Below are 20,201 nucleotides of genomic sequence, written 5' to 3'. Positions count from 1 at the left end.
AGCGAACCTTTATTCTCCTCTTAAGTAAGCTTTTATTTCTTCCTCGATCGGGTCATACAGATCCGGCTTCAGCCCCTTAATATATTTACATGCTTCATATAATACCGGGACCACATCCGCATAAATCCCTGTGCAGTGATGGATATATGGCCCTTCCACGATCTTCGCTTCCAACCGTTTCAGATTTTCTACCTCTACCCATAAATAAGTTCCGTTATTGTACGGTCCTTCCACACCTTTTGCTCTGCCAAGCAATAACGAATATTCACCGTTATCCCCATCAAAACGGGCCAGCGTCACATCTCCGTATTTTGCCAAGGCACGGACAGAGCCAGGATAATCAAAGGCAAGAGGCACTCCCAATGTTGGCTTTTCCTGTGCGATCGAGAAAGGCCATGGGCCGCAGTGCTGCAACAACTCCGCGTTTTCATTGTCTGGATGCCTAACAGTCCAGTCTGCAAAAAAGATCGGCTGTTCATCCATCGCCGCCGCCTGTACCATGATAGATGTGATCGCGCCATGAATATCCGTTTCACAAACCACCGGTATTTTTTCTTCTGTCAGCAATGAATTCGCGCAACAGGGCATGATCCCGATTTCATCCTGCAAAGCGTTCCAGCATTGGATCGCAATTGCATTGCAGCCATAGAGGTCGGCTAAATTTTTCATTGCTACTTTTAAAGCGGCAATATTTTTCAATTCTTGTTCATTAACTTCTAAAATCGCGTGCTTTCTCAGATATTCCATTGTTTCTTCAACAGCCGGGTCAGTCTCTTTTGCGACCCGGATCGCTTTTGTCAGTTCTGGCATTGGAATTGGAGAAAGCTGGATATTAAAATGCTCCAGCAGCTCGCCTTCATTACACATCGTGGTCCAAAAGTCAAACGGGCGCGGCGCTATCTGCAAAATTCTGGTATGATAAAAGGTTTTTACCACGTTGCACACTTTTAAGAAATCTTTTACTCCCCGTTCAAACTCCGGGTCAGTCAACCGACAGTTTGTTAAATATGTAAACGGGACCTGGAATCTCCTAAGCACCTTTCCGGTCGCAAACAGTCCACATTGGCTGTCCCGCAGGCGAATCCCTTTTTCGTCCGGGCGTTCGTCACGCGGCCCCCACAGCAAAACAGGTACCCCCAGCTCCTTAGCCAATCTGGCGCATACGTATTCTGTGCCAAAATTACAGTGCGGCAGGAACAAACCGTCGACCTTTTCCGCTTTGAATTTTTCCAGAATACGTTGCATATCCGCATCGTTATACAAAAGCCCTTCTTCATTGATATCGTCAATGTCTACAAAATCCACGCCCAGCTCTATCAGCCGTTCCTTGGTTAATCCTCTGTATTTCACCGCATCCGGCGCACTAAATATACCTCTTCTTGTGGGCGCATACCCCAATTTGATTTTCGACATATCCATCATCTCTCCTTTAAATTTCATATTTATTACAATCTTTTACGCTTTCACGTTCTACAAACTGTGTGCTGATTTGTATTTTTGTGTTGATCATACCGCTCGTCCTAATTTTTTCAACCAGTCGCTGTACTGCTATCCTTCCCATCTCCTTTTGAAAAAATTTGATCGTTGTCAGCCCGGGGGAAGATATTTCTGAAAACGGAAGATCGTCAAAGCCGATAATAGAAACATCCTTGGGGATCTTATACCCAAATTGTTTCAGCGCTTTCATTGCTCCTAAAGCAATAATATCATTATCAGCAATGTACGCGCTGGGAAGCTTCGGCCCAGCTCCAAGGTATTGGCACATATCTTTATAGGCCCCATCCATTGTAGGCGTCAAGCGGACGCGATAATCTGGATTCAACGGCACTTTCTTTTCCGCCATCGCCTTTCGGTAACCAGCTCCTCGGTCAATGAAATTTCTTGTACGAACATTACCGCTTAAATATCCTATCTCTCGGTGACCTTTATCAAACAGGAAATTTACTGCGTCTTTCACCGAATCCTCGTTATTAGCAAGCACTGTATCAAATGCCATATTTTCAAACCAAGCATCCATCACGACCAACGGGCAGCGGGTGTGTTCAAATATCTTCATGTCCTCTCTTGTCAGCTCCGTTGCCAAAAGCAATATCCCGGCTGAATTGTCCCGGATGATGTCCTGAATGCGCAGCCTATGCTCCTGCTCTCCCTGGTTGATGGTATAAATCACAGTATCATAGCCTGCATCCCGGCAAGCCTGGTCCACCCCTTCTATAAGCGCCGCAAAAAAAGGCGTGTCTGCGACTACCAGCCCATCCCGTTTATAAATCACGAATTTAATGGAGTTGACTTTGACGCTGCTTACATATCCGATCTCCTGAGCCACCTTTAAAATGCGTTCCGCAGTATCCTTGTTGACCCCTCTTTTGTTATTTAAAGCATTTGATATGGTAGCCGGAGAAAATCCTGTCAACTCGCTGATCCTTTTAATATTATTTTTCATCCTTTTCTCTCCCGTCATGGCTATATTATAAAATCTTTTATATAAAACTTCAATTAAACTCATTGTTTTATATTTTCTATTTATAAATTTTGTATATTTCATATATTTTTACAGATTAAATTTAGTTATATTGCAATGTTTATAGATATTTAAAAGTCTATAAAGGAATTTATTTTATATAAATTTTTATATAAAATTTATACATTGTATTTGCTATGAATTATTGCTATTTTTTATCAAAATAAACGATTTATTTTCGCGATATTTCCTAATATCCATCCATTAAATTTCCTTATACCACAGAGCAGCGATGATCGACCGCCTTCCCCAACGCCTCTGGTCGATCTTTAAAAATCCTAGCGATCGTCACGATCCACCAACATAACGTGACCCTTCTTGTATAATTTCCACCTTATTTTCTTTCCTGCTTTGTTTATAAAAAATTCAAAGTGAAATCTCCGGCCGGAAACAGAGGTTTCACTTTAAATGACGTTATTCGTTGATCAGTACAGGAGCAAGCTAGACCAAAACCATACTGGCTGCCAAAAACGCCGTATACAAAACAGGCTGCTGCGGCAAGCCCCATATTTTTTCAAATTCACTGATCCTCCCAACAATACCGAATAAATCATAACCGGTTAAAAGCAGAAACAGCTACGGCAAAACAGAAAAATAATCCGTCGAAAAGAATCCGGGATTCGGAAGCCCCAGCAAGGCAGAAAACCCATTGCAGTACAATTCCTGCGGCAGCATCAGTCTACCGGTCCCAAAATTCAAATACCCGCCATTGATTGGACGCAAAATCAAAAACAGAAGAAAGCAAATCACTGCTCCGATCCTATAGGGGATTTTCTCTAGCATACGGCGTAATGCTCCTGTCAGGATCATGCTGATCCCGATCAAGGTAAGTACGCCAAATATGATCTTTTCTGATGGAACAAAAACCAGCGTTGGCAGCGTTACAGCGCCTCCTGCCGCCAATATAGTAATACCGAACAAAACTAAAGGGAGAAAAATGAGAACCTCCGGTTTTCCCGAAGATCCTTATCATTCATTCGTTTTCTTAATGAACTTGTGACAGATCCTGCACCGATGATGATCCACGAGCTGTTATATTTGTAATTGATGGGTATTCCGACGCTTCTAATAAAAACACCGGGAACACTATTTTATCTCGTTCCCGGCGTTTTTTATTCATTTACTTTTTTGTAAAGAATGTGTTTCACTGTTAAGATACCGCTTCCTGCGCGTTATGAGAGAACAAAGCAAGGATATCCGGCTGTACCTCTGTTCGGTTTTCCTGCTGGTCGAAAAACATCACAGACTGTTCCGAAAAATACATTTGAACGGTCTGACTATCGTCATCCCAAAAATGATCGCCCTTTACTACCATGCGCCCATATTCTGTCATGACATAATACAGTGTTTCGCCGCCCAGATGCTCCCGCGCCTGTACTTCGCCCTTCAAAGTCAACCTGCGGCCCACATCGGGCTGAAAATAGATCTCCTCTGGTCTAATCGCCGCATAATGATCCCCAAATTTCAGCACATTGGCCGGAGGCGACCCAATAAACTGCGCCACAAACAAGTTCTGCGGATTGGTGTAAATTTCACGCGGCGTTCCCTGCTGCATAATGCTGCCCCCGTTAAGTACGACAATATGCGTCCCCATAGACATAGCCTCTACCTGGTCATGGGTAACGTAAAGGAAGGTCGTACCCAGGTGTTTATGCAAAGACGCGATCTCTACACGCATTTGACTGCGAAGCTTCGCATCCAGATTGGAAAGCGGCTCATCCATCAAAAAAGCCCTTGGCCGTTTTACGATCGCCCTTGCAAGAGCCACACGCTGGCGCTGTCCCCCTGACATCTGTGCCGGCAGCTTATCCAGTTGGTCTTCCAACTGTACTAATTTCACAACGCTGTCGATCCGTTGTTGGCGTTCCTCTTTTGGCACCCGTTTGGCTTTTAATCCATATTCAATATTTTTGCGTACATTCATATGCGGGTACAGCGCATAATTTTGGAATACCATAGCAATATCCCGGTCCTGCGGCTCCAGTCCGGACACATCCTCATTGCCAATAATCAGCCGGCCGGCATCCTGCTTTTCTAATCCTGCTATAATACGCAGCAGGGTCGATTTCCCACAGCCCGACGGTCCCAGCAAAACGGTAAAAGACCCGTCCTGAATCTCCAGATCAATGCCATGGAGAACCGCGGTCTTTTTAAAACTCTTTTTTATATCTTGTAAAATGATCCTGCTCACTATGCCACTCCTTCTTTCTCGTTGACCAGCCTTTGGCACAATGCGGCGATCTCTTCCTGGGAAAAGCCCAAATGCGCAAGATACCCCTTGGCGCCATGATAGGTATGGTTCAAATGATCCACAAAAACAGAAATATATTCCGGTTTTGCTGCAAGCATTGCCTGCATATTTTCTTTTTCCATGCCCTTTGGAACATTATTTTCTAACTGCTTTACCAGCGGACGCAGCAGTTCCTCCGTAAAAGCATATTCCCGCACGACATCGTCCTTTTCCACGCCGCATGCCAGCAAAAGTATCGCGGCCAGAACCCCGGTACGGTCTTTTCCAGCAGTACAGTGAAATAAAACTCCGCCCTGGCTGTGTAAAATCGTATCAAAGATCTGATAAAACGAAGCAGTACAATGGTCTGCCATATAGATATAAAGCTGGCCCATATCGATTCTTTTCTGCGCCAGCGCTTCCGGAGAAGCGTCGGTGGAAAATACCGGGATCCCGTGATAATCGAACCGGTCGTCACAGGATAACGGGTTTGCGCTTTGCGCGACCTCCTCTGGGCTTCTCAGGTCGATTACCGTCCGGATGCCGAAATCATATAAAGCATCCATATCATGCCGGGTCAGTTTATCCGGATTTTCACAGCGGATATACGCCTTATCGCTGGTCAGCATATCTCCAGCACGGTACCCTCCCAAATGGCGGGCGTTTATCAGCCCCTCCATTGGGATATGTGTCGTTATTCTCATTATTTAATTCCCCATTTCACAAAGGATTGGATCACCTGTTTTTGAATGATCAAATACAGGATCAGGATTGGCAGGCTTGCCAACACAGAAGCCGCCATCAGCGGTCCCCACGAAGTAAGCTCAGCGGACATAAAAGAACGCAGGCCAAGCTGAAGGGTAGTCTGCCCCTGCGAGATGATCAAAGCAGGCCAAAAGTAATCGTTCCAGGAATTAATAAACAGCAGAATCCCCAAGGATACGATACTGGATTTGATATTCGGCAGAATCAGCTTAAACAACACCCCGCAGGCAGACATCTTATCCATTACCCCCGCCTCGATCAATGCCTTCGGAAAGGATTTAAAAGACGGGTACAGGGATAATATCGCAAAGGCGGAGGCCATATTGGGAACGATCACCCCCATCAGGGAATCCCGAAAGCCCATCCCCACGATCGTGGTATAGTTTGGGATCATAATCGCCTGAAACGGCACCAGCCAAGTCAGGGAAAAAAGAGCATAAATCAGCTTAGATCCCGCAAAATCCCAACGGGTCAAGGCATAAGCAGCCATCACTGCCGTACAAAGTTGTAAAATTGTTTGGGAAAGCGCCATCACTAAGGTGTTGGCCGTCATCCCCACAATGTCGATCGCCTCCATCGCATAAGTATAGTTTTCCAGCGACCAGCTGGACGGGAGCAGGGAGTTGTTAAAAATTTCTCCCGCACCCTTAAAAGAACTGATCACCATCCAGTAGATAGGGAAAATCGCAAACAAGCACAACAGGATCAAAAGCAGGTGTTTGCCGCCTGTTCCCCATCGGAGGCGTTTTTGTTTCGCGGCCGGCGCGGTTGGTTCCATCTGTAATTCCATAGGCAGATACTCCTTAATTATCGTAAAAGGCAATTTTCCGTGTCAATCTTGTAAACAACAGCGCCAAAAGGCCAAAGCCAATAAAGAAAACCACGGCGGCCGCAGCCGAAAGTCCAGAGTTAAAGTTTTTGAAGCCGTAGGTCCAAAGCAGGTAGTACACGTTGGTGCTGGCTCCCGCGGGCCCGCCCTGGGTAAGCACATCGATATAGGCAAAGGTCCATTGCGCGGTCATCAGTACGCTCATCATAATCATCAGCATGATCGTGGGGGAAAGCAACGGGATCGTGATAGACAGGGTCTGTTTCCATCTTCTGTGGCCGTCTACGCTTGCGGCTTCATAATAGCTTTTGTCAATGCCGGTCAATCCAGCGGAAAACATCAGCGTGGAAAACCCGATCATTTTCCAGCCCGCTATGATGACGATAGAAAAAAGCACCATGTTCTCGTCCGATAAAAAGCGGATCCCCTCTTCGATCAGTCCCATTTTTATCAATATACTGTTGATCAGCCCATTCACCGGATGCATCAGCCAGCGCCACACCGCGGAGATCGCGACCGGCGGCATGATCATTGGCAGGAAGAATAAAGCCCGGTAAATATTTTTTGCCCGGTTGCTCAGATTGTTGGTCACGATCGCCAGGATCATAGGGATGATCACGGAAAATGGCAGCATCGCTAAAATATAGATCGCGGTGTTCAAAACTGCCTGCAAAAAATCCGGATGCGTGAAAATGTACCGGAAATTGTCCAGCCCCACATTGATCGGTTCCACATTCGGGTTCATGTTCCACTGTTTGGTGGAAAGAGCAAACGTTTCCACCAGCGGACGGTAAACCCAGAATAGTACCAGCAGCAGAGCCGGCGCCAGAAACAAAAAGGGGGTCGCGCGTTTCAAAACCGTTTTTACAACCGAGGGGCGGCGCACCGAGATCTGTTCTAAAGGGAGTGCTATTTCGCTCATACTGTTTCCCCTTCCTTAATTCGGCAGCAGATCCTGCGCTTCGCTTTGCGCCTGCTTCATGACGGCTTCTACATCTTTATCGGAGAAAATACATTCCGTCACAGCCTGGTTTAATGCGGTGGCGATTTGACCGCTGTTTAAGCCCGGAAACCCGACCCATTTATGTAAACGCTCCAGCTGTTCTAAATTAGTGCGTACAAAGGGGTGTTCCTCCGCCCATGATTTTAAGTATTTTTCATCGTCGATAATGGCAGGGCGCAAGGGCAGATAGCCCATTTTGCTGGTGATGATGGTATACCCTTCTTCACTGGTCACAAACTGAATGAATTCCCATGCGGCTTTTGCCTTTTCCTCATCCTGAGACATGATGCACAGGCCTGAGCCAGAGTTGGTCGGCACAGCTTCTTTATCGCCGAAAGAAGGCAGCCCGGCAGCGCCCAGTTCCCAGCCGCCGGCTTCCGCCGAGGAGATCAGTCCGCTTTCCATCGCGGCGGAAACCACCAACATCCCCTGGTTTCCGGCCATGAACGCTTCCATTGCTTCGGTATCTGTATAATTGGAGTGTGCGCCGCTCAGAACAAGGTCCTGCCATACAGAGATCGCGTCAACTGCCGGCTGTTCGCCAAATAAAATGGTCTTTTTATCCTCTGACAATACCTCTCCGCCGTTTGAGTAGATCATCGCCTGAATCAGCCAGTCGGTTCCATCGCCTGTTGCAGTGATCTGGATCCCCTCTGTCCCGCTGTCTTTTAGCGCTACTCCATATGTCTTTACCTCTTCCCAGGTCTTAGGCGGCTGTTCAGGGTCCAGTCCGGCCTTTTCAAACAGGTCTTTATTGTAATAAAGCATCGGGGTAGAGAAGGTATATGGCAGGACATAGGTCTTTCCATCCGTATAAGTGCCCAATGTCTGCGCTTTTTCCGCAAAGCCCTCCATGTGCTGGTCATAAGCCTCTTGGCCTGCGATATCCTCAAAAGCAGACAGGGCGTAGTTTTCCACATAGTAGTCCACGCTGTTTAGCCCAACCTGCACTACATCAAAGGTATTTCCCGCCACATAATCAGACTGTACCTTTGTTTGCAGGGAAGCAACATCGGTCTGTACCCCGGTAACCTGTACGGTATCGCTTTGGGCGTTAAAGGTGTCGATCAATTCCTGTACCGCATCCTTTTGGGAGGCAATGGACAGGTTGTAGGTCAAAAAGGTGATTTCTTTCTTTTCGCCGGAAGCCGTTTCCCCTTTGGAGGAAGCCTGATCGTTGGCGTTCGTGGTTGTACAGCCGGCAAAAGACGCTGTCATCGCAGCGGCCAGCAATAATGTCAGTAATTTTTTCATTCTTTTCTCCTCATCGTTTATCATCAAACTTTTCAGCAGCCAAGTACAAAACGTTATTTCTGGTTTTTAAGCATCTTCTCCATATCGGCCGCTTTCATGGTAAACAGGGTCTTATACTGATAGTTCACGGTTTCAGTCCCCACATATACGCTGTCCTCTGTGATCCTTCCAAGATTGTAAGAACAGGCGTCAATAAAATCAAGATCCCCTTTTTTCGCATTGTCCATGCTAAAGGCCGTACTTGCCGCAGTGGCATATGTAACGCCGTTTTTGCTGTGGCAGCTTAAATAGTGCGTATGTCCGGAAAGAACTGCTTTTACGTCGGTGCCTTCCACAATGCCGGCAAACGCGTCGCGCACCGGGCACAGCCCCTCAAACCCTTTCAACACAAACCCCTGAGGCGGATGGTGTAAAATCACGATCGTTCCTTTGGGGGCGGCCGTCTTTAATTCTTCAGCCAGGTAATCCAGCTGATCCTGAGGCATTTCACCGATCTCATTGCCGTCGACCGGACTGGTATCCAAGGCGATGATACGCAGGCCGTTTATCATAGTTGTTTCAACATAAGGCTTGGCAACTCCTTTTTCCCCCATAAAGCCTTCCCAAAAAGCCTGTCTTCTGTCGTGGTTTCCCAGGCAAACAACATACGGGATCCCCTTACAGTTATCTTCTAAGATCGACTTAAAATATGCATAATCTTCTGCTGTCCCCTCATGCACAAGGTCGCCGGTGATCAGCAACAGCTCCGGTTTCTGCGGGTGGTTCACTGCCGCCGTAATCGTCTGGGCCAATTTCTTCCCATCATCTACCAATTCCAATAATTGGTTTGTCTGTGATCTCTTATCAAGTACATGTGTGTCTGATAAATGTGCAAAATTCATTCTTTTCTCCTCCTTATTACAGTTAATATTTTACCGTTTCTATTTCAAAGGATTCTATCATGAACGGGTAAAACCTGCGTTAACTAAGGCCCTTATGTAAATAATGATTCTTATCCATTTAAAACCTTGGTAAACTCTGCTCATAACGGTTATTTCTGTCTTTATGTTTGGAAACCTTCGCAGAATCTCTCCGGTTTCCCCAGCCAAAGCACATGAATATTCTTAAAACAGTTTCATGCAGGGCAGCCTTTTTACAAAGCATCTGCATACTAAAAACAGTAATCGCAGAAATCCCATCTTATGGTGTCTGGTAAATACCATTGAATATATCCCCTTCTATTTCATATCTTGCAAAAATTATATTATTTTTTGCTGTATTTTCTGTATATCTTGACAGTGCACTGTGGGGAATATAAGATATAAATCATAGTAGTAAAGTCAAAGGAGGACCACAATGATTATTTATGTTTCTGCAAATGCTTTCCGTGACGGAAACGGCACCAAGGAAAGACCGTTTAAGCACATTGATGACGCAGCTAAAATCGCCAAACCGGGAGATGAGATCCTGGTTGCCCCGGGGGTATACCGGGAGTATGTAAACCCGGTGAACGCCGGGACAGAGGAATCCAGAATTACATACCGCAGTACAGAGCCGTTGGGCGCTGTTATCACCGGGGCTGAAGAAGTAAAAAGCTGGAAGCCCTATCAGGGCAATGTTTGGGTATGCCGGATCGAAAACAGCCAGTTTGGCAGCTATAACCCGTATACGACCTATGTTTACGGGGACTGGTATTTTGCGGGACGGAGCAAGCACACCGGGGCCGTATACCTGAATGATAAAATGCTGTATGAAGCAGACAGTTTAGACGCCTGCATCAAAGGCGACGTTTATGACTGTTCCTGGGAACCGGAGGCTTCTATTTATAAGTGGTATGCCGAGCAAGACGGAAACGAAACCGTGATCTATGCAAACTTCCAAGGAAAAGACCCAAACCAGGAAAAGGTAGAGATCAATGTACGGCGTAATTGCTTTATGCCCTCTGAAACCGGCATAGGCTATATCACTGTCAGCGGTTTTTGTGTGGAAAAAGCCGCCACGACATGGGCGCCGCCTGCCGCTTATCAGGATGGAATGATCGGCCCTCACTGGTCAAAGGGATGGATCATTGAGGATTGTGAGATCAGCAACAGCAAGTGCGCCGGAATCAGTTTGGGAAAATATCTGGATCCGGAAAACGAACACTATTTTACCAACAAGCACGTGAAAAGCCCCACACAGATGGAACGGGATGCTGTTTGCCGCGGACAGTATCACGGCTGGATCAAAGAAAAAGTGGGCGGCCATATTATCCGCCGCTGTGACATCCACAACTGCGAACAGGGCGGTATTATCGGACGCATGGGCGGCGTGTTCTCGATCATTGAAGACAATCATATCCACCATATCAACAATATGATGGAATTGGGCGGGGCCGAAATCGCCGGTATTAAAATGCACGCCGCGATCGACGTCACCTTCCGCCGCAATTATATCCATCACTGTACTATGGGCATCTGGTGCGACTGGGAGGCGCAGGGCACCCGAATCACACAAAACCTGATGCACGATAACCAGCGCCCGGCGTTTGCCAAACAGTTAAGAGGCGGGATGATGAGCCAGGATATCTTCGTGGAAGTAAGCCATGGCCCTACCCTGATCGACAACAACATCCTCCTGTCCGACGCTTCGCTGCGCATGGCAACCGAAGGGGTGGCGATGGTGCACAATTTGATTTGCGGTGCTTTCACCGTTGTAGGCGGCGGCACCGGCCTCCGCTACACACCGTATCATATCCCGCACCGCACCGAAGTAATGGGATTCATGACTGTTTTGCATGGGGACGACCGTTTTTACAATAATATCTTTGTCCAAAAATGGCCGGCCGCCTCTTTGCTGATCCGGCACGACAGCGATGATGGGATAGACGAGGAAAACCGTGAAGTCGGTACGCATGTGATGGATGAATATCCGACCTATGAAGAATGGATCAAAAAATTTGATATGGATACTGACACGCCAAACATGAAGAAGCTAGAAGAAGCCCACTTCCAGCATCTTCCGGTATGGGTGAAGGGAAATGCCTATTTTAACGGCGCAAAGGCATACAAACACGAAACCGACCATTTAGTAGATGCGGAGCATGAGGTGAAGGTAGAAGTACAAATGCAGGAAGGAAAGCCCGTGCTGTCCACCAACCTTTATGAATTCCTGGATGGGTTTACCGCCGGTATGGTAAACAGCGATGTCCTGGGCAAGGCCTTTGAACCAGAAGAACGATTTGAGAACCCAGACGGGACCCCTATCGTTTTTGACCGGGATTATTTTGGGAATCACCGCGGAACATGCATTTTACCTGGACCCTTTGCGGCGAAAGAGGAGGCTGGCCAAAAGCTTTGGTAAACAAGCGGCCTTAAGCCGCTAATGCAGACAGGCTCCACATATATTAGTATTCTCTGTTTCCTTTGTGAACCGGAAATACATCAATAGGGAATACAAAGCCCCTCCGTAACTGATTACGGAGGGGCTTTTATACTTGTTTAGGCTATCTGTTTTTTCCAGCTTTACTCATCCCGGTCAGCAAAGGCAATATAGTTGCAATTATCTTCTTAAAATGCTCTGATTTACCAATGATTATAGGTGAGAATATCCTCTAAATTTTTCCGGATCTTCTTTCGCGGTTTTCCGGTCTTGGCTGGGTAACCAACTGTAATAATCAGCCGGACAGTTTTTTCCTCTGGAATCCCCATGCCAGCTTTCAGCTTTTCCTGATCCATGGTCCCGATCATACAGGTCCCAAGCCCGATAGAGGCCGCCTCATAGCATAGCGCCATCGCCGCCATGCCAATATCCATTTGAGCAAAATGCTGTGAACCATAGTGTTTGGCAACACCGGGCATTAGGTGGGCTTCTTCCTCACAAATCAAAATAAAGGCCGGCACTTTGTCCCCCCAAGAACAGCCGGTCAGCCCGTTGTCATCGAAAGCCTCTATTACTTTGTCGCGCGCATTTGGATCGTCTACAATAATAAAGTGCCATGGCTGGGCGTTGCAACCACTGGGGGACAGCCGCGCCACATCTACCAGATGGGTCAAAACCTCTCTGGAAACTGGTTTGTCACTGTAAACCCGGCAGCTTTCGCGCGCCGCCTGTAATGATGCAAAATCCATGAAAATATCCCTCCTATTATTCTGATTTTATCTTCTAGCTTCTAAAATGATCTGATATTTTTATTTTATTACAAATTTCTCTTCTTTACTACTGAGTTCAAACTAAGCCGGATGGATCCTTCTTTTCTATTTTTTCACGCTGTTCCAAGTATTTACATAGTGTAGTGGTAGAGGTTTTAAATCTTTTGCTATTTTATAAAGGAGAGCGAGCTATGCCGCAACCATTACAGGGATCGTTTTTAACGATCTCAACCATAATGGGCAATACGATTCCGGCGAGCCCGGAATCCCAAATGTATATGTCGTGTTATACAGCAGCGCCAGCGGCTGTGTGACAACGCAGACAAATGCAAGCGGAAACTACAGTTTTACTGTTACTGCCCCCGGTTCTTATACCGTGTACGAGCCTGTTTCAAGTCCCAACGGATGTCCGCCGACTGAGTTCACCCAGCCAGAGGGCTTCACGATGTCCAACGGGCCAAGGAAACGCACAGAAACAATTACTGCTGCGCAGATCAACAACGGCGCAGTCATTGCCAACCAAAACTTCAGCCATGACACCGTCAACAACCCCCTTGCCTGCAATACCAGTATGATCCAGTTTGTAGGTCGCCCAACAAGCTGGTACAACATCAACATCGTGACAGGTCAGCCGACTTTGCAGGGACCATTGTCCCCTGCCCATGATGTAAATGCCATCGGCTATAATGTTCTGGATAATTATATCTACGGCTATGACCAGACAACCAACAATATCGTCCGGGTCGCCGATGACGGCACTGTGATCCAGCTTGGCAGACCGACAGGACTGCCCGCAGGCGGCTATAATACCGGTACGTTTGGGGTAAACGGCTTTTTATACATTTTCGTCAACAACGAAACCCGCTTTTACACCATTGACCTGCGCCCCAATTCATCGACCTTCATGAAGCTGGTCAATCCCACGACCGGATATACAGAGCAGACCTCTAACTTTGGAACGGCTCTTTCGGCGGCTGTAAATATCAGCGACTGGGTCCTGTCCGAGGGCAATCTTTACGGTGTGGAACGAAACGGCGTTCTGGTACGAATTGTCCCTACCACCGGCCAGGTAACGGAACTTGCAACAACAGCGCCTAATCCAAACGCCTCCTTTGGGGCGCTTGCGATCGACAGCACCGGAACGATCTATGCGATCGCAAACAGCGACGGCACCATTTATAAATACACCTACAGCGGCAATACCGCAACGGGTGTTCCCTTTTCCAAAACCTTCTTCGACAGTTTTAACGACGGTACGATGTGTCCGACCGCGGCAGTGCGGGTCGACTACGGTGACGCACCCGATACCAGCAGCTCTACCGGACCGAACGACTATAACACGCTGCTCGCAAATAACGGCCCCCGCCACGAACTCACGAATCGGCTTACGCTAGGCGCCCAAGTGACCTCAGAAGCAGACGCCTATCAAAATCCTACCGCTACAGGAGACGACCTGATCCACGGGATCCAGGATGATGGGCTCAGTCTTCCTCTGCCGCCCCTTTCTGCCAGCGGCACCGACTATTCCCTGACTGTTGCTGTGGTGAACGACACCGGGCTGACCGCCCATTTATACGGGTGGGTGGACTTTGATCAAAATGGTTTGTTTGAGGTCAACGAGGCTGCCCCGGTCGTCGATATACCAAGCGGCGCCGGAACGCAGTATGCAGTACTGAACTTTACCAGGCCGGCTGGAGGAGGCTCCGCACTAGGCAGTACCTTTGTCCGTCTGCGGCTGACAACGGATATACTGCCCGAAACACCGGGGATCCAGGATTCCAGAAGTGTCGGTCCGGCATCTGACGGAGAGGTGGAAGACTATATCCTTGATGTGGGGTCAGTAGCAGACATAGGGGTAGATAAAACAGCTGACCGTCAGGAGATCACTGCCGGCGACCCGATCATCTATACGATCAAGGTGTTCAACAACGGTCCTGATCCTGCCGCAGACGTTCTTCTCACCGATTTTATCCCCCCTGAGATCACCAATCCGCAATACAGCTTGGATAATGGGAACACATGGTTTCCATGGAACGGAACGCTTCCTCTAGGAACGCTTCAGCCTGGTGATTCCATTCCAGTTTTAATTACTGGGGTCTATGATGTCACAGGCAGCGGCGCCGTGATCAATACCGCTGAAATAAGCACCAGCTCCACCGATCCTGATCCTGATAACGACTCCTCTACTGTGGTTACTCCGATCCTGTTGTCCGCGGATTTGGAAGTGGTAAAATCCGCCTCTCCTTCACCTGTTACAGCGGGGCAGGAATTGACCTATACTGTCCGCATATTTAATCATGGCCCAAACGACGCGGAGGATGTAACACTGGCAGATGTTGTGTCCAGCCCCTTGTTCGATCCTGAATTTTCTACGGACGGCGGAGCCACCTGGCAGCCTTGGAACAGTCCCTATCCGCTGGGGCATCTGCCCGCCGGGGCTGATCTTACCATCCTGATCCGCGGTACAGTAGACCCATCCGCAACAGGAGATATCCACAATACTGTCACTATTTTATCCTCAACGCCCGACCCGGATCCAAATAATAATACAGATACCGTAATCACCCCCATCGAAAGCCAGGCGGATATTTCTATTGTGAAGCTTGGGAGCCCTAAGCCGGTCCATTCCGGCGAACTGTTAACCTATACGCTGATCGTTTCTAACGCCGGCCCCTCCAGTGCCGCAGACGTTATCGTTACTGATATGGTTCCTCCTTCTCTGAGCAATGTGGAATTTTCCACTGACAACGGGATCAGCTTCCAGCCATGGAATGGTTCCTATCTTCTTGGAGAGCTTGCCCCGGGGACAGCGCAAACCATCCTGATCCGCGGGCTCGTCGATCCTTCTGCAACCGGAAGCATTGTCAACACTGCTACAGTTGACAGCCCTACCCCAGACCCAGATCCCGGCAACAACACTTCTACTGACGATACGCCAGTGGAAACAAGCGCCGATTTGACGGTCACGAAACTCGGTGCGCCGAAGCCAGTACCTGCCGGCGACCTTCTGACCTATACCATTACGGTCCACAACCTGGGACCATCCGATGCACAGGATGTTCTGCTTACAGACAATATCCCGCCCGAACTGACTGATGCGGAATACTCTACAAACAGCGGTACCACCTGGCTTTCTTGGCCCGGTTCGGCAAACTTGGGCGCTTTCGCAGGCGGCGAACTTAGAACGATTTTGATCCGCGGGAGAGTTGATAATACTGCTGCTGGGATCATTACCAATACTGCCGTGGTCAGCAGTCCTACTCCAGACCCAGATCCCGGCAACAATCAGGATACAGATATCACCCCGATCAATACTTCAGCGGATTTGGGCGTTATCAAAGCCGGAAGTCCAAATCCGGTAGACCCGAATCAGACCTTGACCTATAGCGTCACCGTTACAAACTACGGCCCGAACCCAGCCTCCAACGTTGTGCTGACCGATCCTGTTCCTGCAGAACTGCTGAATCCGGAATATTCCATAAACGGCGGGAACACATGGTTTCCTTGGTCCGGCACCCATCCAATCACAGCTTTGGCTTCCAGTGCCTCACAGACCATTCAGATCCGCGGCACTGTTTCTGCGGCGGCAGCCGGCAAGATCAGCAACACTGCTTCTGTTACCAGCGATACGCCCGATCCAGACCCAGATAATAACACGGATACTGAAATTATCGCTATCAGTGAATCTGCCGACCTGTCAGTTATCAAGGCCTTTTTTCCAAATCCGGTGAGAGCAGGAGAAATTCTTAGCTATACTATTACGGTGTCCAATCAAGGACCCAGTGCCGCACAGAATGTCAGATTAAATGACGTCATCCCGGCAGAGATCATCAATCCAGAATTTGCGGTGCAGGGAAGCCCTGACTTTGCTCCCTGGGTCAGCCCATATGCGATCGGCACACTGCAAAGCAGAGCACAGGCCACTATTACGATCAGGGGACTTGTGAATCCTGCTACTATTCCGGGAAGCAGGATCAGCAACACCGCTTCTGTTACCAGTGATACGCCCGACCCAAACCCAGATAACAACACAGATACCGTCCAAACCTCTGTCATTACCTCTGCGGATGTCGCAGTTAGAAAAGAGGCAGACACTACTCCCGCCGTTCCAGGGCAGGCATTTCGATATACGATCACTGTAACCAATGCGGGGCCGTCTAACGCACAGGATGTTGTGCTAGTCGATGCGGTCCCAGTTTCTCTGATGAATGCTGAATTTTCTATCGACGGCGGTTTGACCTATGCTCCGTGGAACAGCCCATATATGCTTGGGGTACTGTCCGCCGGCGAGAGCCGAAATATTCTGATACGGGGCATGCTCAGTCCTTCCGCCACAGGTCAGATCGCTAACACAACTGTGGTCAACAGCCCAACTCCTGACCCAGATCCCGACAACAATACCTCAACAGATATTACCCCGGTCGAGCCCTCGGCTGATATCTCAGTAGTGAAAACGGCCAGCCCAAGTCCTGTTCCTGCTGGAGGACAAATCACTTATACGCTTCTAGTGTCCAATTCCGGACCGTCGGAAGCTGAAAATACCGTGTTGAACGACCCGCTCCCTGCCGGGATCAGCAACTCGGAAATATCAGCGGACGGAGGCCAGACATGGATCCCATATACGGGGACCTATACGGTGGGCAATCTTGTAAACGAAGGTTTTAAAACGCTGTTGATCCGCGCACGGGTTTTACCCTCTGCTATCGGAGAACTGACCAATATTTCGACCGTTATCAGCGATACGCCGGACCCAAACCCAGATAACAATACCTCAACCGCCACGGTCCCAGTCGTTCCCTCTGCGGATCTGTCCGTTACCAAGACCTCTGACCCCGATCCCGTTCCGCCTGGCGGAATCCTGACCTATACCATTACCGTTTCCAATGCCGGGCCGGCAGATGCGCTTAATGTGACCCTGCGGGATAATCTCCCTTCCAGCTTATCCAACGCGGAATTTTCAACGGACGGGGGCATTTCCTGGCAGCCTTGGAATACCCCGTATCAATTAGCCACACTTCCCGCCAATGACAACCGAATCATTTTGATTCGCGGTACAGTAATTTCTTCTGTTACAGGAACAATTCTCAATACCGCTGTTGTTACCAGCGACACGCCGGATCCGGATCCCTCCAACAATTCTGATACTAACCAGACTGACATCAGCACTTCAGGCGATATTGAAGTACGCAAAACTGTCCAGCCAACTTCTGCTGTCCCAGGCGGGCTTTTGACCTACACCATCACAATAACAAATAATGGCCCAGACCAAGCGGAAAATGTGATCCTCTATGATTCTGTCCCTCCCGAGCTCTCAGAGGCACAGTTTTCGATCGACGGCGGAACGACCTGGGCTCCTTGGAGCAACCCCTATACGCTTGGGCTTCTTGCCGGCGGGGAAAGCCGGACAGTTCTGATCCGCGGCACCGTGACAGAGCCCGCCTGCGGGACCATTGCAAATACGGCGACCGCTATCAGCAACACACCGGATCCAAACCCGGAAAATAATACGGACACAGTTATTGTGCCCGTGACAAAGGGAGCTGACTTATCAGTGGTCAAAACTGCCTGTAACCAAACGGCAGTTCCCTGCCAATATCTGGTCTACCGGCTGACAGTCACCAACTCCGGTCCGGAAACAGCCCAGCAGGCGACGATCTTTGACCGTCTTCCGTCTGAATTAACCTATGCGGTGTTCTCCGTCGACGGCGGCAGGACCTGGAGGGCATGGAGCGGAAGTTATCAGCTTGGTACCTTAGGGGCAGGCAAAACGGTTTCTATCTTGCTTGCCGGTATAGTAAGCCCCTGTGCAAGAGGTACGGTCAAAAATACCGCGACCGTTTCCTCCGCCACATCTGACCCTGATCCCGACAATAACACCTCAACCGCGGCAGTGGAGGTGCAGCGTCATTGTTCCTGCGCGTTGCCCCCGCAACAGCCGCCCCATTATCCCAGCGCTACATGGCGGTGCCAATAGCAAAAAATACTCCTGCTATAGCAAAAGCGGACTTCAACTGGAAACCCAGCAAGGTAAGAGGCTTTTTAACAGGATGCAGGATCGTTTCAGTTTGATTCAGTATTTCAAAAAGCTCAGAGCCATTCACGGTTCTGAGCTTTTTACTTGCGCGTTGATATAAACAGACTGCTTATTCCTCCGGCAGCAGGAAACTATCCCCTGTTTTTTCGATCCAAGATCTCAATTCCTGCTTCAGACGATGGCGCAAAGAAAGATATTTGTCATTATGGGCTAAATTTACCAGTTCATATGGGTCTGTATTCAAATCGAATAGCAGCCAGTCCATCCCTTCCAAACAAATATATTTATACCCATCCGTTGTCACGATACCCCGCCATGGTTTGTTGATACTATCGTCGTGATGTGTTGGAATGACAGACTGTAAATAGGCGCTGGTTGGGTATGACGACTTTCTGCGTTTTAAGATCCGCATTCCGGAATAGTCCGTCCCCTCCATCCAGTCAGGGATCGGCAGGCCGCAGAGACCTAAAGAGGTCGGCGCAATATCAACATGATTGATGGGAACACGATCCACGTTTCCAGCTTTCCGGCCAACTACATGAGCGCCCCGTTTTTCTCCGCTAATAATAAAAGGAACGTTGACTGCTTCCTGATAGGGGGTTGTTTTTCGGAATTGCCCATGCGAACCATGCATGTCCCCATGATCGCTAAAATAGATGATATGTGTATGTTCCATTAGGCCAGTTTGATTCAGGCAATCTACGATCCGCCCTACATTTTGATCAATATTTTCAATCATTGCATAATAACCGGCCAGTTCCCGCGCCGCATCTTTTCTGATCGACTCAACCGGCGGGACATTGGGCCGGAACTTGATTTCGGCCGGGGTATGCCTCCGTTGGTTTTCCGGTGGAGCCACGTAAGGATCATGCGGCGGCTGTACAGACATCACAGCGAAAAATGGCGTTTCACCATTGGCCTTTTTCTGCAAATATTCAATCATAATATCAGTGATCGCATCAGTTTCATAACGCGGCAATCGAAACATTTCGATCTCCTCTTCCCCGCGGTGTCCATGCAAATAACAGTCATACTGTGCGTTATTATTTTCATATCCCAGCCAAGACCGAAATCCCCCACGGCGTTCTCTGGGAACATAGTGAGTACCCGCTCGTTCCTCCGCTTCCTTTGCACCGTCTAAATGCCATTTTCCAAGGTAAAACGTATCATATCCTTGTTCATTAAACGCGGCAGCCACTGTAGGCTGTTCCGGAGGAAGCTGGTATTCATGCCCCGGTACACACTTATGCGGATACCGGCTGGTCAGCATAGAACCACGGTATGGACAGCATAAAGGAAAGCCCGATATGGCAGAGGTGAAATTAGCCCCCGTTTTCGCTAATCCATCCAAAACTGGGGTGGAAGCATTTTCACAGCCGTTGATGCTCAGTGATTCCGCCCTTTGCTGGTCGGTTATGATCCATAAAATATTAGGATGCTTTCCCATGTTCTATTC

General features: G+C 48.6%; 13 protein-coding genes. 2 read left to right on the top strand and 11 right to left on the bottom strand.

The annotated features are described in order from the left end of the window. Positions 1-9 precede the first annotated feature (9 nt). The 9 genes from CIB36_RS09265 to CIB36_RS09225 form a co-directional block, all read right to left on the bottom strand. The gene (locus tag CIB36_RS09265) at positions 10-1,413 is read right to left on the bottom strand and encodes an L-fucose/L-arabinose isomerase family protein (RefSeq protein ID WP_093989989.1); all 1,404 of its coding nucleotides are present in this window, start codon (positions 1,411-1,413) and stop codon (positions 10-12) included. A 16-nt stretch (positions 1,414-1,429) separates the two neighbouring features. Then, positions 1,430-2,443 (bottom strand): LacI family DNA-binding transcriptional regulator, encoded by a 1,014-nt coding sequence (locus CIB36_RS09260; RefSeq protein WP_093989285.1) that lies wholly within the window; start codon positions 2,441-2,443, stop codon positions 1,430-1,432. Between the two features lie 654 nt (positions 2,444-3,097). Then, a complete protein-coding gene (locus CIB36_RS09255) occupies positions 3,098-3,424 on the bottom strand; it encodes a heparan-alpha-glucosaminide N-acetyltransferase domain-containing protein (protein ID WP_158662648.1) in 327 nt (108 codons plus the stop codon). Between the two features lie 247 nt (positions 3,425-3,671). Continuing rightward, entirely contained in the window at positions 3,672-4,712 is a 1,041-nt protein-coding gene (locus CIB36_RS09250) for an ABC transporter ATP-binding protein (RefSeq protein WP_093989283.1), read from the bottom strand. Beyond that, the gene (locus CIB36_RS09245; protein WP_093989282.1) at positions 4,712-5,455 is read right to left on the bottom strand and encodes a tyrosine-protein phosphatase; all 744 of its coding nucleotides are present in this window, start codon (positions 5,453-5,455) and stop codon (positions 4,712-4,714) included. The genes CIB36_RS09250 and CIB36_RS09245 overlap by 1 nt, the downstream gene beginning before the upstream one ends. Beyond that, complete coding sequence (locus CIB36_RS09240) at positions 5,455-6,306, bottom strand: carbohydrate ABC transporter permease (RefSeq protein WP_229408226.1); 852 nt, start codon at positions 6,304-6,306, stop codon at positions 5,455-5,457. The genes CIB36_RS09245 and CIB36_RS09240 overlap by 1 nt, the downstream gene beginning before the upstream one ends. A 13-nt stretch (positions 6,307-6,319) precedes the next feature. After that, positions 6,320-7,267: a carbohydrate ABC transporter permease gene (locus CIB36_RS09235; RefSeq protein ID WP_093989281.1), complete on the bottom strand. Its 948-nt coding sequence runs from the start codon at positions 7,265-7,267 to the stop codon at positions 6,320-6,322. 15 nt (positions 7,268-7,282) lie between these two features. Further along, positions 7,283-8,602 carry an ABC transporter substrate-binding protein gene (locus CIB36_RS09230; RefSeq protein ID WP_158662647.1) on the bottom strand — a complete coding sequence of 440 codons (1,320 nt, stop codon included), beginning with the start codon at positions 8,600-8,602 and terminating at the stop codon, positions 7,283-7,285. Positions 8,603-8,655: 53 nt separating this feature from the next. Next, a complete protein-coding gene (locus CIB36_RS09225) occupies positions 8,656-9,483 on the bottom strand; it encodes a metallophosphoesterase family protein (RefSeq protein ID WP_093989279.1) in 828 nt (275 codons plus the stop codon). A 454-nt stretch (positions 9,484-9,937) separates the two neighbouring features. Here CIB36_RS09225 and CIB36_RS09220 point away from each other — a divergent pair, with 454 nt between their 5' ends. Beyond that, the gene (locus CIB36_RS09220; RefSeq protein ID WP_093989278.1) at positions 9,938-11,923 is read left to right on the top strand and encodes a right-handed parallel beta-helix repeat-containing protein; all 1,986 of its coding nucleotides are present in this window, start codon (positions 9,938-9,940) and stop codon (positions 11,921-11,923) included. Between the two features lie 221 nt (positions 11,924-12,144). On the opposite strand, the gene CIB36_RS09215 is transcribed toward CIB36_RS09220, so the two are convergent. Further along, positions 12,145-12,690 (bottom strand): nitroreductase family protein, encoded by a 546-nt coding sequence (locus CIB36_RS09215; RefSeq protein ID WP_093989277.1) that lies wholly within the window; start codon positions 12,688-12,690, stop codon positions 12,145-12,147. A 223-nt stretch (positions 12,691-12,913) separates the two neighbouring features. Here CIB36_RS09215 and CIB36_RS09210 point away from each other — a divergent pair, with 223 nt between their 5' ends. Next, a complete protein-coding gene (locus tag CIB36_RS09210) occupies positions 12,914-18,685 on the top strand; it encodes a DUF6923 family protein (RefSeq protein ID WP_324612424.1) in 5,772 nt (1,923 codons plus the stop codon). Between the two features lie 169 nt (positions 18,686-18,854). Here CIB36_RS09210 and CIB36_RS09205 read toward each other — a convergent pair whose 3' ends face one another. Next, positions 18,855-20,192 (bottom strand): sulfatase family protein, encoded by a 1,338-nt coding sequence (locus CIB36_RS09205; protein WP_093989275.1) that lies wholly within the window; start codon positions 20,190-20,192, stop codon positions 18,855-18,857. Between the last annotated feature and the right edge of the window lie 9 nt (positions 20,193-20,201).

The organism is Massiliimalia timonensis, assembly GCF_900186585.1.
Taxonomy (GTDB): Bacteria; Bacillota; Clostridia; order Oscillospirales; family Ruminococcaceae; genus Massiliimalia; species Massiliimalia timonensis.
Note: the sequence above shows the minus strand (reverse complement) of the source record. Positions and strands in the feature narration are given on the sequence as shown.